The following is a 20,947-nucleotide window of genomic DNA, read 5'->3' on the forward strand; positions in this document are numbered from 1 at the left end:
TACCGGCGGTAGTATGGTGGCTCCCTACGAAGGAGCTGCCACCGTGCCCATCGTCGACCACAATGACCTGATCTGCGACATCAGCGCCCAATTGGCCAAACTGCGCAAGGCCCAGCCCGAGGCCATGCGCGGTTTTTCGCAGCTGGCGCAGGCCTCGATGGCCGAAGGCGCCATCAGCGCCAAGCACAAGGAGTTGATCGCGCTGGCCATCGGCATCACGCAGCGGTGCTCGGCCTGCATCGGCTACCACGTGCGCGCCCTTATCCAACTGGGCGGCACACGCCAGGAACTGGAAGAACTGCTGACGATTTGCACCTACATGGGCGGTGGCCCGGCGTTGATGTACGCCGCCGAAGCGCTCAAATGCTGGGATGCGATGAGCACCGAGCAGGTGTGCGCCGCCAGCGCCTGAACGCCGCAGCGCACAGCCCAGCGCGGGGGCCGGCATGGTGGCCACCGTGGGCTGGCAAGCGCGGCTCAACGCCGCCAAAACGCCCGCGTGAACAGCACCAGCACGCTCAGCAGCTCCAGCCGGCCCAGCAGCATGGCGGCGCTGAGCACCCAGAGCTGAAACGGCGTCAGCCCGCCGTAATTCCCGGCCGGCCCTACCTCGCCCAAGCCGGGGCCGATGTTGTTGACGGTGGCCACCACAGCCGAAAACGCCGTCACCACGTCCATGCCCGACAGCAGCAGCAAGAACGCCAGCCCCACGGTGGCCGCGCCGTAAATCAACATGAAGCCCAGCACACCGTTCATGACCGTCGGTGGCACGGCCTGGCCGCCCAGGGTGACCGGGTTGACCACGTGCGGGTGCACGATGCGCACGAGTTCGCGGCGCGCCTGCTTGATCAGCAGCACCATGCGCACCATTTTGATGCCACCGCCGGTGGAGCCCGCGCACGACACAAAAGTGCCCAGGAACAGCAACAGCACCGGGATGAAGGGCGGCCACTGCAGGTAGTCGGTGGTGGCGTAGCCGGTGGTGGTGGCCAGCGACAGCACGTGGAACGCCGCCAGGCGCAGCGCGGTGGGCACGTCGTCCACCACCCGCTGCGCCGCCAGCATCAGCGCCACCCACCCGGTGGCCGCCAGCAGCACCACCACGTAGGTGCGAATTTCGCGGTCGGCCCACAGCGGCCGCAGGGTCAGGCTGCGCACCACCATGAAGTAGCGCAAAAAGCTGATGCCGGCCAGCCCCATGAACACGATGGCCACCCACTCCACCGCCGGAGACTGGAAGTAGCCCAGGCTGGCGTCGTGCGACGAAAACCCCGCCAGCCCCATCGTTGTGCACATGTGCATGAAGGCATCCGCCCAGCTCATGCCTGCCCAGCGGTAGGCCAGCAGGCACGCCAACGAAAACACAAAATACACCCCCCACAAACCGCGCGCCGTCTCGGCGATGCGCGGCGTGAGCTTGTGGTCTTTCATCGGCCCCGGCGTTTCGGCCTTGTACAGCTGCATGCCACCCAGCCCCAGCATCGGCAACACCGCCACCACCAGCAGCATCACCCCCAAGCCACCCACGTACTGCAAAAAGCAACGCCACACGTTGACCGACACGGGCAGCGCGTCCAAACCGGACAGCGCGGTGGCGCCGGTGGCGGTCAGCGCGCTCATGGCTTCGAAGTACGCGTGGTGCCACGTGATGCCCGGCACCATCCACCCCAGGGGCAGCGCCGCGTAGGCGGGCAGCACCGACCACACCAGGTTAACCAGCACGAAGCCGTCGCGCGTGCCCAGCTCGCGCTTGTGCCGCCGCGTCGCCAACCACAGCGCCAACCCACTGGCCAGCGTCAAGCCGGCGGCTTGCGCCCACTGCACCTCGTGGGTCACGTCGTCGTGGACCCAGGCCCAGCCCATCGGCACCACGAACGCCAGGGCAAACGCCATCAACACGTGCGCAAAGACATGCAGCGTCGCCCCCATGCCCTGCCCTGCCCCTATTTGCGCCAATACCCCGGGGTGAACAACACCAGCAGCGCCAGCATCTCCAGCCGGCCCATGAGCATGGCCAACGTGCACAGCCACAACTGCACCGGGGCCAGCCCCGCGTAGTTGCCGGCCGGCCCCACCTCACCCAGGCCGGGCCCCAGGTTGTTGACGCTGGCCACAACGGCCGACAGCGCCGTGTCGAACGGCATGTCGGTCAGCAACAGCGCCATCGTCAGCACGGCGATCGTGCCCCCGTACACCAGCATGAACGCCAGCACCGCGTACACCACCTGCGCATCCACGGGCCGGCCGCCCAGCGTCACCGGGTTGACGATGCGCGGGTGGATGATGCGCGCCAGCTCGCGCCGCACCAGCTTCAGCAGGATCAGCAGCCGCACCATCTTGATGCCGGCCCCGGTCGAGCCGGCGCTGGTGGCCACGCCCGACAGCAGCAGCATCCAGATGGGCGCAAACACCGGCCACTGCAGGTAGTCGGTGGTGGCGTAGCCGGTGGTGGAGGCGGCCGACACCACGTTGAACGCCGCCAGACGCAGCGCCTCGGACCACTGCGGCACGGCGCCCCGCTGCACCAACAACCAGGCGATGAACAGCACCGAACCCAGCATCAGCAGCCACGTGCCGCGCCACTCGGCGTCGCGCCAAATGCGCGCGGGGCTGCGCTTGACCAGCGCCGCAAAGTACAGCGCAAAGCTGCCGCTGGCCACCAGCATGAACAGGGTGGCGGTCCACTCCAGCCGTGGCGAGTCGAAGTGCGCGAAGCTGGCGTCGTGCGACGACATGCCCCCCAGGCTCATCGTCGTGAACATGTGGATCCAGGCGTCCAGCCACGACATCCCGCCCCAACGGTAGGCCAGCACGCACGCCAGCGAAATGCCGGCGTACACGCTCCACAGCCCTTTGGCGGTTTCCTCGATACGGGGCGTCAGGCGGGTGTCCTTCATCGGCCCGGTGGATTCGGCCCGCAGCAGTTGCCCGCCCACCCCCAGCATCGGCAAAATGGCCACCGCCAGCACCAAAATGCCCATGCCGCCCAACCATTGCAGCAAGCCGCGCCAAAGGTTGATGGACGGCGGCAGCGCGTCCAGCCCCACCAACACCGTCGCGCCGGTGGTGGTCATCGCCGACACCGTCTCGAAGTACGCCTGGGTGAAGGTCAGGCTGCCGCCGTGGCGGTGGTAAAACAGCAGCAACGGCACGGTGGCAATGGCCGGCAGCACCGTCCAGGCCAGCGACACCAGCAGCATGCCGTCGCGCGGCTGCAAGTCGGGCTCGCGCCCCACCATGCGCTGACCCGTCCACCACAACACCCCCCCTGCCGCAAAGGCACCCAGCAACGGGCCCCCCCACAGCTCGGCGGTGCCGTCGTTCATGCCCAGCGCCACGGCCAGGGGCACCAACATGGTCAGCGCAAAGACCATGACAATGACGCCAAAAATGGGCGCAATGCGGACAAACGGCATGGCGTGCTTCGCCGGTCAGCCAAAAAACGTGGCGCCGACCTGGAACAGTTTTTCCACTTCGCGCACGAGGCGCTTGTTGGGAATGAAGATGATGATGTGGTCGTCGGCCTGGATCAAGGTGTCGTGGTGTGGCATCAGCACCTCGGCGTCGCGGCCCTCGCCGCGCACGATGGCGCCGATGCGCGCCCCGGCGGGCAGCTTGACCTCCTCGACCCGCCGCCCCACCAGGCGCGAGCTTTTGACGTCGCCACGGGCCACCCCCTCCAGCGCCTCGGCGGCGCCACGGCGCAGGCTGTGCACCGCCACCACGTCACCCCGGCGCACGTGCGCCAGCAGCTCGCCAATCACCGTTTGCGCCGGCGACACCGCGATGTCGATCGTGCTGCCCTGCATCATCTCGGCGTAGGCACGGCGGTTGATGAGCGCCAGTACGCGCCGCGCGCCCAGCCGCTTGGCCAGCATCGCCGCCATGATGTTGTCCTCGTCGTCGCTGGTCAGCGACAGAAACAGGTCCATCTCGGCGACGTTTTCTTCTTCCAGCAGCGCCTCGTCGGTGCAGTCGCCGTGCAGCACCAGCGTGCTGGAGGGCAACTGGCTGGCCAAATACTCGCAGCGTTTGGCGCTGGCTTCGACGATTTTGACCTGGCACTGGCCGATCAGCGAGCGCGCCAGCCGCAAGCCCACCTTGCCGCCGCCGGCGATCATGACGCGTTGCACCGGCTTGTCGCGCGCGTGCAGCGCCGCCAACACCGCGCGGATCTGGTCGTTGGCCGCGAGGATGAACACCTCGTCGCCGGGCAGGATGCGGGTGCTGGCGCTGGGGGCCATCTCGGCGTCCAGCCGGTACAGCGCCACCACGCGCATGTCCACCTGCGGCACAAGCTGGCGGAACTCCCCGATCGTGTGACCCACCAGCGCGCTGCCGGCGGTGGCCCGCACCGCAATGAGGCACACGCGCCCCTCGGCGAACTCCAGCACCTGCAGCGCCTCGGGGTAGTCGATGAGTTGGTGGATGTAGCGCATCACCGACTCTTCCGGGCAGATGACGTGGTCCACCGCAAAGCCCGACTTGCCCAGCAGGTCGCTGCCCTCCTCGAACTCGGGCGAGCGCAGCCGCGCGATCGTCGTGGGCACGTGGAACACGTCGTGCGCCACCTTGCACACAACCAGGTTGGACTCATCCAGCGCCGCGCAGGCGATCAACATGTCGGCGTCTTTGGCGCCCGCCTCGGCCAGCACCGAGGGTTGGATGCCGTTGCCGACCACGCCGCGCAGGTCGAGCCGCTCCTCCAGCGCCCGCACACGCGCCGGGTCCTGATCGATGACGGTGATGTCGTTTTGCTCGGAAACCAGGCTCTCGGCGACGCTTTCGCCCACGCGCCCGGCGCCGAAGATGATGATGTTCATGGCGTGTGTATCTTACGCCCGAACCCCGCGGGTCCCACCCGCCGCCCGGGCCGCGGCGCGACCCCGAACGACACGCGCCGGCGAGGCAGCGCCCGCTGCCCGGGCCGCGGCGGTTGGCCGCCGCTACAACGCCCGCTGGATCAGGATTTTTTGCACGTCGCTGGTGCCTTCGTAGATCTGGCACACGCGCACGTCGCGCCAGATGCGCTCGACCGGGAAGTCGCGCACGTAGCCGTAGCCGCCCAGCGTCTGGATCGCCGTGGAGCAGACCCACTCGGCGGTCTCGCTGGCGATCAGCTTGGCCATCGCGGCCTCTTTCAGGCAGGGCTGCCCCGCGTCGCGCAGCGTCGCCGCGTGCCAGGTGAGCTGGCGCGCCGCTTCCAGCCGGGCCGCGGCTTCGGCCAGGCGAAAGCCCACCGCCTGGTGCTCAAAAATCGGTTGGCCAAAGCTCTCGCGCTGCTTGGCGTAGTCGATGGCCACCTCCAGCGCGCTGCGCGCCATGCCGATGCTTTGCGCCGCGATGCCGATGCGCCCGCCTTCCAGCGCCGACAGCGCGATTTTGTAGCCCTCGCCCTCCTGGCCGATGCGGTGTTCGGCGGGGATGCGGCAGGCCTCGAAGCGGATCTGAGCCGTGTCGCTGGAGTGCTGGCCACACTTGTCTTCCAGCCGCTCGACGATGTAGCCGGGCGTGTCGGTGGGCACGAGGAAGGCGCTCATGCCGCGCTTGCCCGCCGTCTTGTCGGTCACGGCGATCACGATGGCCACCTGGCCGTTGCGGCCGCTGGTGATGAACTGCTTGACGCCGTCGAGCACGTAGCTGTCGCCGTCGCGCCGCGCGGTGGTGCGCAGCGCCGCCGCGTCGGAGCCGACGTGCGGCTCGGTGAGGCAAAACGCGCCCAGCAGCTCGCCGCGCGCGAGCGGCACCAGCCAGCGTTGCTTTTGCGCCTCGGTGCCGTAGCGCAGCAGGATCGCGCACACCGGGCAGTTGTTGACGCTGATGGCGGTGCTGGTGCCGCCGTCGCCCGCGGCGATCTCCTCCAGCACCAACGCCAGGCTCAGGTAGTCCAGCCCGGCCCCGCCGTACTCGGTGGGCACGCACACGCCGTAGCAGCCCAGCTCCGCCAGGCCGCGGTGCGCCTCGCGCGGAAAGGTGTGGTCGCGGTCCCACTGCGCGGCGTGGGGCCACAGCCGCTCGCGCGCAAACGCGCGCACGGCGTCGCGGATCATCTGCTGTTCGTCGGTCAGGATCATGGACGCCCCGGGCCTCAGAGCAGCTCCAGCGCGATGGCCGTGCCCTCGCCGCCGCCGATGCACAACGTGGCCACACCGCGCTTGAGACCACGCGCCTGCAGCGCGTGGATGAGCGTGACCATGATGCGCGCGCCGCTGGCGCCGATCGGGTGCCCCAGCGCGCAGGCGCCGCCGTTGACGTTGACGATGTCGTGGCCGATGCCCAGCTCCGTCATCAGCGCCATCGGCACCACGGCGAAGGCTTCGTTGACCTCCCACAGCTGCACATCGGCCACCTGCCAGCCGATCTGCGCCAACAGCTTGCGCGTGGCCCCCACCGGCGCGGTGGTGAACCAATTGGGTTCCTGGGCATGCGTGGCGTGGCCGACGATGCGCGCCAGCGGCCGGCAGCCCAGCTTGGCGGCGGTGGAGGCGCGCATCAGCACCAGCGCCGCGGCACCGTCGTTGATCGACGAGCTGGACGCGGCGGTGATGGTGCCGTCCTTTTTGAACGCGGGCTTGAGCTGCGGGATTTTGTCCAGCTTGATTTTGCCGGGACCCTCGTCGGTGGCCACGACGCGCTCGCCGCTGCGGTCTTTGACGGTGACCGGTGTGATTTCGGTGGCGAAGCTGCCGTCGGCCACGGCACGCTGGGCGCGCTTGACGCTCTCAGTGGCAAAAGCGTCCTGCTGCTCACGGGTGAACTGGTACTTGGCGGCGCAGTCCTCGCCAAAGGTGCCCATGCTGCGGCCGGGTTCGTAGGCGTCTTCCAGTCCGTCGAGCATCATGTGGTCGTAGACGCGGTCGTGCCCCATGCGGTAGCCACCGCGGCCCTTGAGCAGCAGGTACGGCGCGTTGGTCATGCTCTCCATGCCGCCGGCGACCATGACCTGCGCGCTGCCGGCCACCAGCATGTCGTGCGCCAGCATGGCGGCCTTCATGCCCGAGCCGCACATCTTGGACAGCGTGACCGCACCGGCGCTCTTGGGCAGACCGGCCTTGAGGGCGGCCTGGCGCGCCGGCGCCTGGCCTTGGCCCGCCATCAGGCAGTTGCCCATCAGCACTTCGTCCACCTGCTCGGGCGCGAGGCCGGCGCGCTCGATGGCGGCCCGAATCGCCGCGGCCCCCAGATCATGCGCGGCCAGGGCCGCAAAGTCGCCCTGGAAGCTGCCCATGGGGGTGCGGGCGGCGCCAACGATGACGATGGGATCGGTGGTGGTGCTCATGCGGTCACTCCTTCAGCGGATGAAAAGGTGGACGAAGCCGCCACCAGCGCCGCGCCATCCAGCGGCGGCGGCTCTGGCGCGGCGGCGCGGGCGGCCGATTCGGCGGTGGGGCTCAGCGCCACCGCTCGGCGCTTGGAAAAGCGGCGCGACTGCTCGTAGGGGAAGATGTCGTGCACGTGCCCCGCGCGCAGGCGCTGCTGGTGCGCCAGCCAGAATTCGACGTCGAGCAAGTCGGCGTGGTGGCGCATAAAAATCTCGCGCACCAGCGGGTTGGAAAGCAAAAACGGCCCGAACGTCTCCGGAAACACATCGTGCGGGCCAACGCTGTACCACACCTCGCCGCTGAGCTCATCGTCCTCGTTGCGCGGTGGCGGCACGCGCCGAAAGTTGCAGTCGGTGATGTATTCGATTTCGTCGTAGTCGTAAAACACCACCTTGCCGTGGCGCGTGATGCCAAAGTTCTTCCACAGCATGTCGCCCGGGAAGATGTTGGCCGCCACCAGATCCTTGATGGCGTTGCCGTATTCGATGACGGCGTGCTCGAGCTGCTGGCGCGCGCGCTGGTCGTCGGGGTTGGCCTGCAGCGCGTCGAAGCACTCTTGCAGGTAGATGTTGAGCGGGATCATGCGCCGCTCGATGTAGACGTGCTTGAGCACCACTTCGACGTTGCCGTCGCCGTTGCGGTCGCCGATTTCGATTTGGCTGGGGGCCTCGCGCAGGATTTCTTCGATCAGCTCGTCGGTGAAGCGCGCGCGCGGAAACCCCACCTCGGAAAACTCCAGCGTGTCGGCCATGCGGCCGGCACGGTCGTGCTGCTTGACGAGCTGGTATTTGGCGCGCACCTGCTCGGGCGTGATGTCTTTTTGCGGCGGGAAGCGGTCCTTGATGACCTTGAACACGAACGGAAAGCTCGGCAGGTCGAACACCAGCATCACCATGCCCTTGATGCCGGGTGCGATGCGGAACTTGTCCGTGCTGTGCCGCATGTGGTAGAGAAAGTCGCGGTAAAAGAGCGTCTTGCCCTGCTTGGCCAAGCCCAGCGCGTTGTAAAACTCGGCGCGCGGCTTGCGCGGCATCATGCTGCGCAAAAACTGCACGTAGGCGCTGGGCACCTCCATGTCGACCATGAAGTACGCGCGCGCAAAGCTGAACAGCATCAGCAGGTCGTCTTCGCCGTGCAGCAACGCGTCGATGACCAACTGGCCGTGCGCGTTGTGCAGGATGGGCAGCGCAAACGGCACTTCCTGAAACCCGTTGATCAGCTTGCCCACCGCGTACGCGCCTTTGTTGCGGTAAAAGAGGCTGTCGAGCACCTGGATTTGGAAGTTGGGGCGCAGCCGGCTGTGGTCGAACAGCGGCAGCAGCGCGTCGTGCACGTCGGCCACGTCGCGCGCCAAATCCTCAAACGGCACGCGCAGGCCAAAGTCCTGCACCATGCGCTGCAGCGTCGGCTGCAGCTCCTCCAGCGTTTGCGGGTAGTAGCAACGGTAGGTGGTGTGGCTGCTCGGGTCTTCGGGTTCGATGTACTCCGTGCTGATCGCGGGGCGCACGAAGATGAAGTCGTTTTGGAAGTAGCTGCGGTGCAGGATTTTGGTCGTGACCGAGTTGAAAAACGTCTCGGCCAGCTCGGGCTGGCGGTGGTCCACCAGCATGCCGATGTACAGCAGCTTGGCCTGTTGCCACACCTCCATCGGCTGCTGCGAGGCCTGGAACTCGCGCTCCAGCCGCGTCACACACTCCTTGACGCGCAGGTCGTAAAACTCGATGCGCTCGCGCTGCGCCCGTTGCTGCCCGGCCCAATCGGCGGTTTCGAAACGGTGCTTGGCACGCGCCGACTCGGCCCGAAACAGGCGGTAGTGGCGGTTGAAGCCGTCGATCATCGCGCGGGCGATGCCCCAGGCGACGTTGGAGTCGATGCGTTGCAGCAGCATGGTGCAGACCTTTGCCTCAGGCGGCGGGGCGGTCGTGCGCCCCCTGGCGCCGTTGCCGCACCGCCGCACAGGCCGCAGCATAACCCGCCTCGACGTCGCCGCCCAACCCGATCGACACCCCCAGGTCCTGCAGCAGACCGTCGCGCAAACCGTACACCCAGCCATGCACGGTGACCGCCTGCCCGCGCGCCCAGGCGTCTTGCAGCACCGTCGATTGCGCCACGTGACGCACCTGCTCGATGACGTTGAGCTCGCACAGGGCGTCCAGACGCGCGTCGTGCGCCATCGCCTGCAGCGTGTCGGCATGGCGCTCGGCGACGTCACGCACGTGACGCAGCCAGTTGTCGGCCAGCCCCACCCGCTGGCCCAGCAGCGCCGCTTGCACACCGCCGCAGCCGTAATGCCCCACGACCATCACGTGCTCAACCCGCAACACGTCGACCGCGTACTGCACGGCCGACAGGCAATTGAGGTCGGAGGGCACCACGACGTTGGCCACGTTGCGGTGCACGAACACCTCGCCCGGCTCCAGGCCGGTGATCTGGTTGGCCGGCACACGGCTGTCGGAGCAGCCGATCCACATGTAGCGCGGCGACTGCTGGCGCGCCAGCTCGGCAAAAAAGCCGGGGCGCTCGGCCTGGATGCGCTCGGCCCAGGCGCGGTTGCGCTGCAGCAGCACGCGCCACGGCATCAGGCGGTCTCCGCAAACAGCTCGCGGCCAATCAGCATGCGGCGGATTTCGCTGGTGCCGGCGCCGATTTCGTACAGCTTGGCGTCGCGCCACAGGCGCCCCAGCGGGTAGTCGTTGATGTAGCCGTTGCCGCCGAAGATCTGGATGCCGTCGCCCGCCATCTTGGTGGCCTGCTCGGCGCACCACAGGATGACGCTGGCGCAGTCCTTGCGCACCTGGCGCACGTGCGCCGCGCCCAGCCGGTCCAGGTTTTTGCCCACGGTGTACAGAAACGAGCGCGCCGCCTGCAGCGTGGTGTACATGTCGGCCACCTTGCCCTGGATGAGCTGGAACTCGCCGATGCTCTGGCCGAACTGCTTGCGCTCGTGGATGTAGGGGATGACGTTGTCCATCACCGCCTGCATGATGCCCACGGGCCCGGCGGCCAGCACCGCGCGCTCGTAGTCCAGACCGCTCATCAGCACCTTGACGCCGTTGTTGAGGCCGCCCAGGATGTTGTCGGCCGGCACTTCCACGTTGTGGAACACCAACTCGCCCGTGTGGCTGCCGCGCATGCCCAGTTTGTCAAGCTTTTGCGCCACCGAAAAGCCCTTCATGCCCTTTTCGATGATGAAGGCGGTGATGCCGCGTGCGCCCAGCTCCGGCTCGGTCTTGGCGTAGACCACCAGCGTGTCGGCGTCGGGGCCGTTGGTGATCCACATCTTGCTGCCGTTGAGCAGGTAGTAGCCGCCCTTGTCCTCGGCGCGCAGCTTCATGCTGACGACGTCGGAGCCGGCGCCCGGCTCGCTCATGGCCAGCGCGCCGACGTGCTCGCCGCTGATGAGCTTGGGCAGGTACTTGCGCTTTTGCGCTTCGGTGCCGTTGCGGCGAATCTGGTTGACGCACAGGTTGGAGTGCGCGCCGTACGACAGGCCCACCGAGGCGCTGGCGCGGCTGATTTCCTCCATCGCGATCATGTGCGCCAGGTAGCCCATGGCCGCGCCGCCGTACTCCTCCTCGACGGTGATGCCCAGCACGCCCAGCTCGCCCAGCTTGGGCCACAGGTCCATCGGGAACTGGTCGGTGCGGTCGATCTCGGCCGCGCGCGGGGCAATTTCGGCCTGCGCAAAGGCGCGCACCGCGTCGCGCAGCGCGTCGATGTCGTCACCAAGCTGGAAGTCGAGGCCGGGCAGATGGGTCATGGGGGGTCTCCGTGGGTGGGTTGGCCGGGGCGCCGACGGCGGCGGGCGCCCCCTTCATTGACGTTTACGTAAACGTCAATTATGCCGCCTTTTCGCGCCCGCTGGCCTCGCCTTCGCCCAGCTTGGCCAGCAGCGCACGCGCTTCTTTTTCGTGAGCTTTGATTTCGTCCAGCGTGGCTTGCAGGTCGGCCATCTGGTCTTCGATCTGGCGCCGGTGCACCGCCAGCACCTGCAAAAATTTGCGCAACTGCGGCCCGGTGTCGCGCGGGCTGTCGTACATGTCGATCAGCTCCTTGGCCTCAGACAGGCTCAGACCCAACCGCTTGGCGCGCAGCACGAGCTTGAGGCGTGTGCGATCCCGCGCCGAGTACACGCGGCTGCGCCCACCCGGCCCCGCACGGCGGGGCTGCAGCAGGCCCATGTCTTCGTAAAAACGGATGGCGCGGGTGGTGAGGTCGAATTCACGCGCCAAGTCGCCGATGGTGTAGGTGGTGCTTTTGCTCATGGTGGACAGCCGATCCGCGCCCTACAGCGTTGACGTTGACGTCAACGTCAGATGCCGCGCATGATACGCGCCAGCGCCCCTGCCGTATAGTGCATGGACATGAGCCCCACGCCCAGCACCGCCCCGCCGCCGTCCGCCCCGCTGCAGCCCGCCGTCGCATGGCGGTTGGTGCGGCCTGGTTTTTTGTGGGTCACGGTGGCCGGCGTGCTGCTGGGCCTGGCCAGTGCGGCCGCGTGTGGGTGCGGCTTTGACGTGGGGCGCGCGGCGCTGACGCTGGTGCTGGGGTTGCTGGCGCATGCCGCGGCCAACGCATGGAACGACCACCACGACGCGCTCAGCGGCGCCGATGCCGCCAACCCGGCGCCGCTGTCGCCGTTCACCGGGGGGTCACGCGTGATCCAACAGGGCCTGGCCAGCGCCGACGACGCGCGGCGCCTGGCGCTGGCGCTGGCGGCGCTGGTGGTGCTGGGCGGGCTGTGGCTGGCGCTGCACGCGGGCGGCGGCTTGGTGCTGATCGGGCTGGCCGGGTTGACGCTGGGGTGGGCGTACTCAGCGCCGCCGCTGCGGCTGATGGCGCGCGGGCTGGGGGAGCTGACGGTCGCGCTGGCGTGGTGGCTGATCGTCGTGGGGGCGGACTACGCCGAGCGTGGCCAGTGGAGTTGGGTGCCCGCGGCCAGCGCCGTGCCGTTTGCGTTGCTGGTGGCCAACATCCTGCTGATCAACGGCGTGCCCGATGCCCCCTACGACGCGCGGGTGGCCAAGCGCACGCTGGCGGTGCGGTTGGGGCCGGTGGGGGTGGCGGCGCTGTACACGGTGTTGGCGGTGTTGGCGCACGGCATCTTGCTGGTGCTGTGGCTGGCGCAAGTGCCGCCGAGCACCGCGTGGTGGGGCTTGGCCTCGGGGCCGCTGGCGCTGGCCGCGGCGTGGCTGTTGTGGCGCCATGTGGCGCTGGGGCGGGCGGTGACGGCGCTGCGGCCCGCGATCGGGCTCACCATCGGGGCGACGCTGGTGCACGCGCTGGCGCTGGCCGCGGCGTTCGCGGCGGTGGCGCTGCAGCGCTGACCAGGCCTACGCGCCGCCGCGGGCATGGCGCGGCGTGTCGGCCACCAACCGGCCATCGACCAGTTCCAGCACCCGGTCGCACCGGGCCGCCAGGCGGGGGTCGTGCGTGACGATCAGGCAGGCGCTGCCGTGCTCGCGGTTGAAGTCACGCAACAACGCGAACACGGCGTCGGCGCTGGCGGTGTCGAGGTTGCCGGTGGGCTCGTCGGCCAGAATCAGGCGCGGCTGCAGCACCAGCGCGCGGGCGATCGCCACGCGCTGCTGCATGCCGCCCGAGAGTTCGCCGGGCCGTTTGCCCATGGCTTGCGCCAACCCCACCCGCTGCAGCAGCGCGCGGGCGCGCGCCTCGGCTTGCGCCGTGGCCACGCCGTGGGCGATGATCGACGGCAGCAGCACATTTTCCAGCGCGGTGAACGCGGGCAGCAGGTGGTGGTACTGGAACACGAAGCCGATGGTGCTGCCGCGCAGCGCGGTCAGCGCCGCTTCGTCCAACGTGGCGGTGTCGTGGCCGTCGATGAACAGCCGGCCCGCGCTGGGCCGCTCCAGCAGCCCGATGACGTTGAGCAGCGTGCTCTTGCCCGACCCCGACGGTCCGGTGAGGGCGACGAATTCGTGCGCGCCCAGGCGCAGGTCGATGCCGTGCAGAACTTCGTTTTCGACCGGGGTGCCAACGTTGTAGCTTTTGCGAATGCCCTGCAGCACCAGCACGTCGCCCTGACCGGGCGACAGCGTCGAGGGCGCAACCGGCGGCGCGCTCATGATCGGATCGCCTGCACGGGGTCCATGCGCGCCGCGCGCCGCGCCGGGATCAGCGCCGCCAACAGGCCCACGACGCAGGCCACCAGCGCCGCCAACAGCACCAACCGCGGGTCGAGCTCGGCGTTGAACAACGGGCCGCCGTCGCCGGGGTTTTTGAACACGTGCGAAAACACCACCAACAGCGCGTAAGCCAATGCGGCCCCCAGGGTGGAGCCGACCAGCCCCACGATGCCGCCCTGCAGCAAAAACACCGCCATGATCTGCCGCCGTCCGGCCCCCATGGCGCGCAGGATGCCGATCTCGCGCTGTTTTTGCACCACGCTGACCACCAGCACGCTGGAGATGCCCAGCGCGACGATGATGACGACAAAACTGCGGATCAGGTTGTTGGACACCGTCTGGTTGGACAGCGCGGTCAGCAGGCTGGCGTTGGTCTGCATCCAACTGTCCACCGTCAGCCCGGTGGCGGCGCGCAGCTCGGCGGCCACCGCGTCGGCGCGGAACAGGTCGTTGACGGTCAGGTCCAGGTTGGTGACACCGCCCGGCACGTCCAGCAGGGTTTGCGCCAGCTTCAGCGGCACGAACACCCAGCGCCGGTTGAGGTCGCGGTTGCCAATGTCGAACAGGCCCGTGACGGTGACCACCTCGCCCCGCCCGTTGGCCGCTTGCAAACGAAGCTTGTCGCCCACGCTCACGCCCAGGTCGGCGGCCAGCTCGGTGCCGATGATGGCTTCGCTGCCGCTGACCTGAAAGCGCCCGCGCACCATCTTGTCGTCGATGCGCACGACGCGGCTGTAGGCGTCAGGCACCATGCCGATGATGGCGACGCTTTTGTTGCCCGCGCCGCGCACCGCAAACGCCGGCCCACTGGCCACCGGCGACACGGCCAGCACCCCAGGGGTGGCGGCGGCCAGTTGGGCCACGCGCTCCCACTGGTCGACCGAGCGCAGGCGCTGCTCGCGCGGCTGCACGCGTGCAGCCACCGTGGCTTCGGCAACAATGGGACGGTTGACCTCCTCCGGCGGACGGATGACGACGTGCGCCTGGGAGCCCAGCACGCGGTCGATGATCGAGTCCTGCAACTGGTTGATCAGCTGGGTCAGAAAGACGATCACCGCCACGCCACCGGTCACGCCGGCCAGGATCAGCGCGCTTTGCATGCGCCCTTCGCGCAAAAAACGCAGCGCGACCAGCAGCTCGAACGGCAGGCGGCGCGCCCACGGGCTCAGCGCGGCGCGCGCCCCCCGCATCCGCCAGCGCGCCCCCATCGCCCCCACCTCAGCGCCCCAACGCACCGGCGGGCACCTCCAGCCCACGGCGGACGGCGGCGTCGGGCAGCACGCGCACGCGCTCGCCCTCGGCGGCCTTTTCGGTCTGGGGAATGACGCGCTCGCCTTCGCGCAGCGGCCCGTCGGCGACTTCGACCACGCCCACACCACGCAGCCCCAGCGTCACCGGCACGCGCACCGCGCGCCCCTCACGCACCGCCAACACCCAGGGCGCGTCGCGGTCGGCGTCGCGCACGGCGGTGGCCGGCAACAGCAGCGCGCCCTCGCGGCGGCCACCCAGGAGCTCCACCGACACCGTCATGTCCGGCCGCACAAAGGCCGGCGGCTGCGGCACCCGCAACCGCACCGCTACCGTGCCGCGCTGCGCGTCCACCGCCGGCCCCACCCAATCCAGCACGGCGTCGAACGGCTGATGGGGGTAGGCGTCGGCCACCGCGCGGGCCGCCATGCCGGGCGTGAGCAGCCGCAGGTTTTTTTCGTCGATGGCCGCTTCGATGCGCGGCGGCCCGTCGGCCGCCAAAGACAGCAGCACGCGCCCCGGTTGCGCCAACGCACCCGGTTCGACCGTGCGGCTCAGCACGACCGCGTCCATCGGGGCGCGCAGCGTCAGGCGCTCCAGCCGCGCCTGCGCCAACGCCACGGCCGCGTGCGCCTGCTCGACCCGGGTGCGAACCAGCGCCGGCCCCACAGCGCCGGCGCGGTTGGCTTCGGCCTGCACACGCGCCGTCGCCAGCGCGCTGCGCGCGTTGGCCAGCACGCGCTCGGCTTCGTCGAGCCGCTGCGGAGGGTAAAAGCCCTGCGCCACCAGGGTGCGCACCCGCTCGGCCTCGCGCTCGGCGTTGATCAGGTTGGCGCGCGCCTGTTCCAGCGCCTGATCGCTCACCGGGGCGGTGACGCTGGCCTGTTCGTGCTGACGCTGCAGGGCCTCGGCCTGCTGCGCGCGCGCCTGCGCCAACGCCGCGCGCGCCTCGTCGTCCACCAGCTCGACCAGCGGCTGGCCGGCGCGCACGCGGTCGCCCTCCCGTACCCGAACCGCGCGCACCGTGGCCGTGACTTCGGCCGCCACGTCGATGCGCGCGGGGGCCTCGATGCGCCCCGTGGCCACGACCGACTGGGTGATGGCGCCGCGCGTCACCGCCACGGCACGCACCGCGGTGCCCCGCGCACCCAGGGCGGCCGCCAGCGCCAGCGCGGCCACCGCCGCCCCCACCCCCAGCGCCCACTTGGTTCGCGTGTTCATGGAGGTTAGCCTACCACCAAGCGGTGACGCCTTAGGGCGGCGCGGCGCTCGGCGTGGTCGGGCAGCACCGACGCCACCCAGGCCCAAAACGCCGGGCCGTGGTTCATCTCGCGCAAATGGGCCAGCTCGTGCACCACGACGTAGTCGCGCAGCGCCTCGGGCAGGCACACCAGGCGCCAGTTGAGGCTGATGGTGCCGCGGCTGCTGGCGCTGCCCCAGCGTGTGCGTGCGTTGGACAGGCGCACGCGCCGCGGCTGCACCCCCAAACGCGGCGCCCAGTGCGCCACGCGCGCATCAAGATCGTGGCGTGCCTGCCGCAGCAGGGCTTCGGTGGGTGCGGGCCACGGGTTCGCGGGGCACGCGGCCTGCCGTTGCAAGTGGTGCAACACCCAGCGCGCTTTGCGCTGCACAAAGGCCTCGACCAGCGGCCACGGGGCCTGGCGCGGCGCGCGCACGCTCAGGCCCTGCGGGCCGACGTGCAGGCCGATGGTGCGGCGCGCGCTGCGCTCGAAGCGGCAGTCGACGCGCTGACCCTGCAACCACACGGTGGCGTTGGCCGCCGGGTGGCGCCACGGCGCCGCCCCCTCAGGCAACGAGGCGCTCGGGTGACGCGGGTTCACGGTAGGCCTCCGGGTCCAAGCGGCGCATTTCGCCCTCGATCCAGTCGCGCACCTCGCGCATCAGGTCGTCCGGGTCACGGCCGACGCTCGCAATGGGCTTGCCAATCGAAAACACCACGGTGCCCGGGCGCTTGACGATGGCCCGCCGCGGCCAGCAACGCCCCGACGTCACCGCGATCGGGATCACCGGCACGCCGGTGGCCACCGCCAAACGGGTGCCGCCCGTCTTGTACTGCCCCACCGCGCCGCGCGGCACCCGCGTGCCCTCGGGGAACATGATGACCCACACCCCCCGCTGCAGCAGCGCACGGCCTTGCTCGACGACCTTTTGGAACGCCTGCGCGCGCTTGGCGCGGTCGATGTGGATCATGTCCAGCCGCCCCAGCGCCCAGCCGAAAAACGGGATGTACAGCAACTCACGCTTGAACACGAAGGCCAGCGGGTGCGGCATCATCGCCGGCAGCGCAAACGTCTCCCAGGTGGACTGGTGCTTGACCAACAAAATGGCCGGCGCCCGCGCATCGGTGGGCAGGTTGTCCCAACCGATCACCTCGTTGCGGATACCGAGCAGCCAGCGCGCGGCCCAGATTTGCAGGCGCACCCAGACGATGCAAAACCAGTACAGCCGCGTCGAGGGCAGCACCGGCGACAGCAGCACGGCCGCTGTGGCCCACGGCACCACCGTCACGGCCATGAACAGCAGGTGCAGCCACGAGCGCACGACGTTCATGGGCGCGCCCCCTCGGGTTCGTCGCGGGACAGCAAGGCGTCGGCCAGCGCCGACAGGTCGTCGTGCACGGCCACGGACGGCGGCAGCTCCGGGGGGCGTGGCGCGCCCCGCCAGTGCACGCTCTGCCCCGTGAGCACCAGGTGGGTCTCGCACCCGGCGGCGAGCCCGGCCTGCACGTCGCGCAGCGAGTCGCCCACCATCACCAGTTGCGTCGGCGCCAGCCCCCAGCGGCGCGCGATGTCGCGCAGCATGCCCGGCGCGGGTTTGCGGCAATCGCACTCTTCGTCGGGTGCGTGGGGGCAGAAAAACACCGCCTCGACGCGCGCACCGGCCTGCGCCAGCAGGCGGTGCATCTGCGCGTGCACGGCGTTGAGGGTGGCCAGGTCGAACACACCGCGGCCCAGGCCCGGCTGGTTGGTGGCCACGACGATGCGCCAGCCCGCCTCGTTCAGGCGCGCCAACGCCTCGGGCGCGCCGGGCAGCGGCTGCCAGTCCTGCGGGTCGCGCACAAAGTCCTCGGGGTCGCGGCTCAGGGTGCCGTCGCGGTCGATGACCAGCAGCCGGGCGTCGCGGGCAGGCATGGGGTTCCCCTTGCAGACCGGCGCTTTACACCGCCAACCGCGCCAGGTCGGCCACGCGGTTCATGGCGCGCTGCAGCGCCGCCAACAGCGCCAGTCGGTTGGCACGCAGCGCGGCGTCGTCGGCGTTGACCATGACGCTGTCGAAAAACGCATCGACAGGCGCTTTCAGCGCCGCCAACTGGCGCAGGCTGTCGGTGTAGTCGCCGCGGGCGTAGGCGGCCTCGGCCAGCGGTTGCACGGACTGCAGCGCCTGGTGCAGCGCCTGCTCGGCGGGTTCGCGCAACAGCGCCACGTCCACCTGCGCGGCCACCGCCGCGGCGTCGGCCTTGCGCAGGATGTTGGTGACGCGCTTGTTGGCCGCGGCCAGCGCGTCCGCCTCCGGCAGCGCGGCAAAGGCGCGCACCGCCGCCAGCCGGCGCGGCACCTCGTGCAACAAGGCGGGACGCAACGCCAGCACGGCGTCCACCTCCTGCGGGCGGTAACCCTGCTCGCGCAGGCTGACGGCCAGCCGGTCGTCGATGAAGTCGCGCAGCGCTGCGCGCGGGTCGCGGATGCGCTCGCCGAAGGCGGCCACCGCGATGTCGAGCAGCTCCGGCAACGGCAGCGGCAGCGCGCGCTCGATCAGCATGCGCACCACCCCCAGCGCGTGGCGGCGCAGCGCGTAGGGGTCTTTGTCCCCGCTGGGCAGCTGGCCGATGCCAAACAGGCCGGTGAGCGTTTCCAGTTTGTCAGCCAGCGCCAGCACCACGCCGACGTCGCCGCGCGGCAGCGCGTCGCCGGCAAAGCGGGGCTTGTAGTGGTCTTCGATCGCCTCGGCCACACGCGGGTCTTCGCCGTCGTGCAGCGCGTAGTAGCGCCCCATCGTGCCTTGCAGCTCGGGGAACTCGCCCACCATGTCGGTCAGCAAGTCGGCCTTGGCCAGCAGCGCCGCGCGGTCGGCCAGGCGCACCAGCTCCTCGCCGCCCAGCCTGGCCGCGATGGCGCGCGCGATCGCCCCCACGCGCTCGACCCGCTCGCCCTGCGTGCCCAATTGGTTGTGGTACACCACCTTGGCCAACCCCAGCACGCGCGACTCCAGCGGGCGCTTGCGGTCTTGGTCGAAGAAGAACTTGGCATCGGCCAAGCGTGGGCGCACCACGCGTTCGTTGCCCCCGATGACGGCACTGGGGTCGGCCGGCGTGATGTTGCTGACCACCAAGAAGCGGTGCGTCAGGCGCCCCTGCGCGTCCAGCAGCGGGAAGTACTTCTGGTTGGCCTTCATCGTCAGGATCAGGCACTCCTGCGGCACGTCCAGGAAGGCCGGATCGAACTGGCACACCAGCACGTTGGGGCGCTCGACCAGCGCCGTGACTTCGTCCAGCAGCGCGTCGTCATCGATGGGACGGCAGCCGCCCCCCACGCGGGCCGCCGCCGCGGCCAACTGGCGCTGGATCTCGGCGCGGCGCTGCTCGAAGCTGGCCAAAACGGCGCCTTCGCGCGCCAGCGTCTCGGCGTAGGCGTCGGCGTGGGGCAGCTCGATCGGGTCGCGCGCGGCTTCGAAGCGGTGCCCGCGCGTGGTACGGCCCGCGCTCAGGCCCAGCGCCTGCACCGGCACGACCTGGTCGCCATGCAACGCCACCAACCCATGCGCCGGGCGCACGAAGTGCACGTTGCGCCAGCCATCGGCCAGTTGGTAGGTCATGACCTTGGGGATGGGCAAGCGGCGCAGCGCTTCGTCCAGGGCCTTTTGCAGCCCCTCGGCCAAGGTGGCGCCGGGCACCACGCTGTCCCAGTACAGCAGCTCGGCTTTGCCGTCGTGCTGCCGCCGCAGCCGCGCCGCAAGCTGGGCGGTGTCGCCCGTGTCCACGCCCAGCGAGGCGAGTTTTTTCAGCAGCGCCGGCGTCGGTTGGCCGTGCGCGTCCAGCCCGACGCTGACCGGCATCAGCTTGAGTTGCACGGCACGGTCCTGGGCACGCGCCGCCACCTCGGTCAGGTGCGCGGCCAGCCGGCGCGGCGTGGCGTAGGTGGTCAGCGCGGCGCCCGGGCCAGCCAAGCCTTGTTCCCGCAGCGAGTCGGCCAGCACCCGACCGAAGGCGGCCCCGAGCTGCGGCAGCGCTTTGGGCGGCAGCTCTTCGACCAGCAGCTCCACCAGCAGGTTGGCGGTGTGGATCGTCATGCCGCAGCCCCCTTCTTGTCGAGTTGCGCCAGCACCTCGTCGGCCCAGGCGCGCGGGGCCATCGGGAAGCCCAGCCGCGCGCGGCTGTCCAGGTAGCTCTGCGCGACGCTGCGCGCCAGGTTGCGGATGCGGCCGATGTACGCGGCGCGCTCGGTGACGCTGATCGCGCCACGCGCGTCGAGCAGGTTGAAGGTGTGCGCGGCTTTGAGCACTTGTTCGTAGGCCGGCAGGGCCAGTTGCTGCTGCATCAGGTACTGCGCCTGCCGCTCGTGCGCGGCGAAGGCGGTGAACAAAAACGACACGTCGGCGTGCTCGAAGTTGTAGGCCGACTGCTCGACCTCGTTTTGGTGGAACACGTCGCCGTAGGTCAACCCCGGGGCGTAGACGAGGTCATAGACGTTTTCCACGCCCTGCAGGTACATGGCCAAGCGCTCCAGCCCGTAGGTGATCTCCCCGGTGATCGGGCGGCAGTCGATCCCCCCCACCTGCTGGAAGTAGGTGAACTGCGTCACCTCCATGCCGTTGAGCCAGACCTCCCAGCCCAGCCCCCACGCGCCCAGGGTGGGGTTTTCCCAGTCGTCTTCGACGAAGCGGATGTCATTGGCCTTGAGGTCGAAACCCAACGCCTGCAGGCTGCCCAGGTACAGCTCCAAAATGTCGCTGGGCGCCGGCTTGAGCACCACCTGGTACTGGTAGTAGTGCTGCAGCCGGTTGGGGTTGTCGCCGTAGCGGCCGTCCTTGGGGCGGCGGCTGGGCTGGACGTAAGCCGCTTTCCATGGCTCCGGCCCCAACGCACGCAAAAAAGTGGCCGTGTGGCTGGTGCCCGCCCCCACCTCCATGTCGTACGGCTGCAGCAGCGCGCAGCCCTGGGCGTCCCAGTACGCCTGGAGCTTGAGAATGATCTGTTGAAACGTCAGCATAAGC

General features: G+C 69.5%; 19 protein-coding genes. 2 read left to right on the forward strand and 17 right to left on the reverse strand.

Annotation, left to right across the window (positions count from 1 at the left end):
• Nucleotides 1–43 precede the first annotated feature (43 nt).
• Nucleotides 44–412 (forward strand): carboxymuconolactone decarboxylase family protein, encoded by a 369-nt coding sequence (locus EDC36_RS06590; RefSeq protein WP_243646501.1) that lies wholly within the window; start codon nt 44–46, stop codon nt 410–412.
• A gap of 65 nt (nt 413–477) precedes the next feature.
• Here the strand turns inward: EDC36_RS06590 and EDC36_RS06595 are convergent, their stop codons facing one another.
• The 9 genes from EDC36_RS06595 to EDC36_RS06635 form a co-directional block, all read right to left on the reverse strand.
• Nucleotides 478–1,929 carry a TrkH family potassium uptake protein gene (locus EDC36_RS06595; protein WP_132962450.1) on the reverse strand — a complete coding sequence of 484 codons (1,452 nt, stop codon included), beginning with the start codon at nt 1,927–1,929 and terminating at the stop codon, nt 478–480.
• 14 nt (nt 1,930–1,943) lie between these two features.
• Complete coding sequence (locus EDC36_RS06600; protein WP_132962451.1) at nt 1,944–3,416, reverse strand: TrkH family potassium uptake protein; 1,473 nt, start codon at nt 3,414–3,416, stop codon at nt 1,944–1,946.
• 15 nt (nt 3,417–3,431) lie between these two features.
• Nucleotides 3,432–4,823 (reverse strand): Trk system potassium transporter TrkA, encoded by a 1,392-nt coding sequence (trkA, locus tag EDC36_RS06605; protein WP_132962452.1) that lies wholly within the window; start codon nt 4,821–4,823, stop codon nt 3,432–3,434.
• Nucleotides 4,824–4,946: 123 nt separating this feature from the next.
• Nucleotides 4,947–6,074, reverse strand: coding sequence for an acyl-CoA dehydrogenase family protein (locus EDC36_RS06610; protein ID WP_132962453.1), 1,128 nt, complete (start codon nt 6,072–6,074; stop codon nt 4,947–4,949).
• A 14-nt stretch (nt 6,075–6,088) separates the two neighbouring features.
• Nucleotides 6,089–7,279, reverse strand: a complete 1,191-nt coding sequence (locus EDC36_RS06615) for an acetyl-CoA C-acyltransferase (RefSeq protein WP_132962454.1) — start codon at nt 7,277–7,279, stop codon at nt 6,089–6,091.
• Nucleotides 7,276–9,210 (reverse strand): bifunctional isocitrate dehydrogenase kinase/phosphatase, encoded by a 1,935-nt coding sequence (aceK, locus tag EDC36_RS06620; protein WP_132962455.1) that lies wholly within the window; start codon nt 9,208–9,210, stop codon nt 7,276–7,278. Before aceK ends, EDC36_RS06615 begins: the two co-directional genes overlap by 4 nt.
• A gap of 16 nt (nt 9,211–9,226) precedes the next feature.
• The gene (gene can / locus EDC36_RS06625; RefSeq protein ID WP_132962456.1) at nt 9,227–9,901 is read right to left on the reverse strand and encodes a carbonate dehydratase; all 675 of its coding nucleotides are present in this window, start codon (nt 9,899–9,901) and stop codon (nt 9,227–9,229) included.
• Nucleotides 9,901–11,082: an isovaleryl-CoA dehydrogenase gene (locus tag EDC36_RS06630; RefSeq protein WP_132962457.1), complete on the reverse strand. Its 1,182-nt coding sequence runs from the start codon at nt 11,080–11,082 to the stop codon at nt 9,901–9,903. Before EDC36_RS06630 ends, can begins: the two co-directional genes overlap by 1 nt.
• 79 nt (nt 11,083–11,161) lie before the next feature.
• A complete protein-coding gene (locus EDC36_RS06635) occupies nt 11,162–11,587 on the reverse strand; it encodes a MerR family transcriptional regulator (protein ID WP_132962458.1) in 426 nt (141 codons plus the stop codon).
• A 99-nt stretch (nt 11,588–11,686) separates the two neighbouring features.
• Between EDC36_RS06635 and EDC36_RS06640 the strand changes: the two genes are divergently transcribed.
• Entirely contained in the window at nt 11,687–12,649 is a 963-nt protein-coding gene (locus EDC36_RS06640) for a prenyltransferase (RefSeq protein ID WP_132962459.1), read from the forward strand.
• A gap of 6 nt (nt 12,650–12,655) precedes the next feature.
• On the opposite strand, the gene EDC36_RS06645 is transcribed toward EDC36_RS06640, so the two are convergent.
• From EDC36_RS06645 to glyQ, 8 genes are read right to left on the reverse strand one after another with little or no spacing between them, the layout of a single operon-like run.
• On the reverse strand, nt 12,656–13,408 hold the full coding sequence (locus EDC36_RS06645; protein WP_132962460.1) for an ABC transporter ATP-binding protein: 753 nt from the start codon (nt 13,406–13,408) through the stop codon (nt 12,656–12,658).
• Complete coding sequence (locus EDC36_RS06650) at nt 13,405–14,703, reverse strand: ABC transporter permease (RefSeq protein WP_243646502.1); 1,299 nt, start codon at nt 14,701–14,703, stop codon at nt 13,405–13,407. Before EDC36_RS06650 ends, EDC36_RS06645 begins: the two co-directional genes overlap by 4 nt.
• Nucleotides 14,687–15,937 (reverse strand): efflux RND transporter periplasmic adaptor subunit, encoded by a 1,251-nt coding sequence (locus EDC36_RS06655; RefSeq protein ID WP_132962461.1) that lies wholly within the window; start codon nt 15,935–15,937, stop codon nt 14,687–14,689. The genes EDC36_RS06650 and EDC36_RS06655 overlap by 17 nt, the downstream gene beginning before the upstream one ends.
• Nucleotides 15,938–15,942: 5 nt before the next feature.
• Entirely contained in the window at nt 15,943–16,557 is a 615-nt protein-coding gene (locus tag EDC36_RS06660; protein ID WP_132962462.1) for a M48 family metallopeptidase, read from the reverse strand.
• Nucleotides 16,523–17,287: a lysophospholipid acyltransferase family protein gene (locus tag EDC36_RS06665; protein ID WP_132962463.1), complete on the reverse strand. Its 765-nt coding sequence runs from the start codon at nt 17,285–17,287 to the stop codon at nt 16,523–16,525. Before EDC36_RS06665 ends, EDC36_RS06660 begins: the two co-directional genes overlap by 35 nt.
• On the reverse strand, nt 17,284–17,868 hold the full coding sequence (gene gmhB, locus EDC36_RS06670) for a D-glycero-beta-D-manno-heptose 1,7-bisphosphate 7-phosphatase (RefSeq protein ID WP_132962464.1): 585 nt from the start codon (nt 17,866–17,868) through the stop codon (nt 17,284–17,286). Before gmhB ends, EDC36_RS06665 begins: the two co-directional genes overlap by 4 nt.
• A gap of 25 nt (nt 17,869–17,893) precedes the next feature.
• The gene (gene glyS / locus EDC36_RS06675) at nt 17,894–20,017 is read right to left on the reverse strand and encodes a glycine--tRNA ligase subunit beta (protein WP_185971193.1); all 2,124 of its coding nucleotides are present in this window, start codon (nt 20,015–20,017) and stop codon (nt 17,894–17,896) included.
• 2 nt (nt 20,018–20,019) lie between these two features.
• A complete protein-coding gene (glyQ, locus tag EDC36_RS06680) occupies nt 20,020–20,943 on the reverse strand; it encodes a glycine--tRNA ligase subunit alpha (protein WP_132962466.1) in 924 nt (307 codons plus the stop codon).
• Between the last annotated feature and the right edge of the window lie 4 nt (nt 20,944–20,947).

Origin of the sequence: Tepidimonas ignava (genome assembly GCF_004342625.1) — a bacterium.
Taxonomy (GTDB): Bacteria; Pseudomonadota; Gammaproteobacteria; order Burkholderiales; family Burkholderiaceae_C; genus Tepidimonas; species Tepidimonas ignava.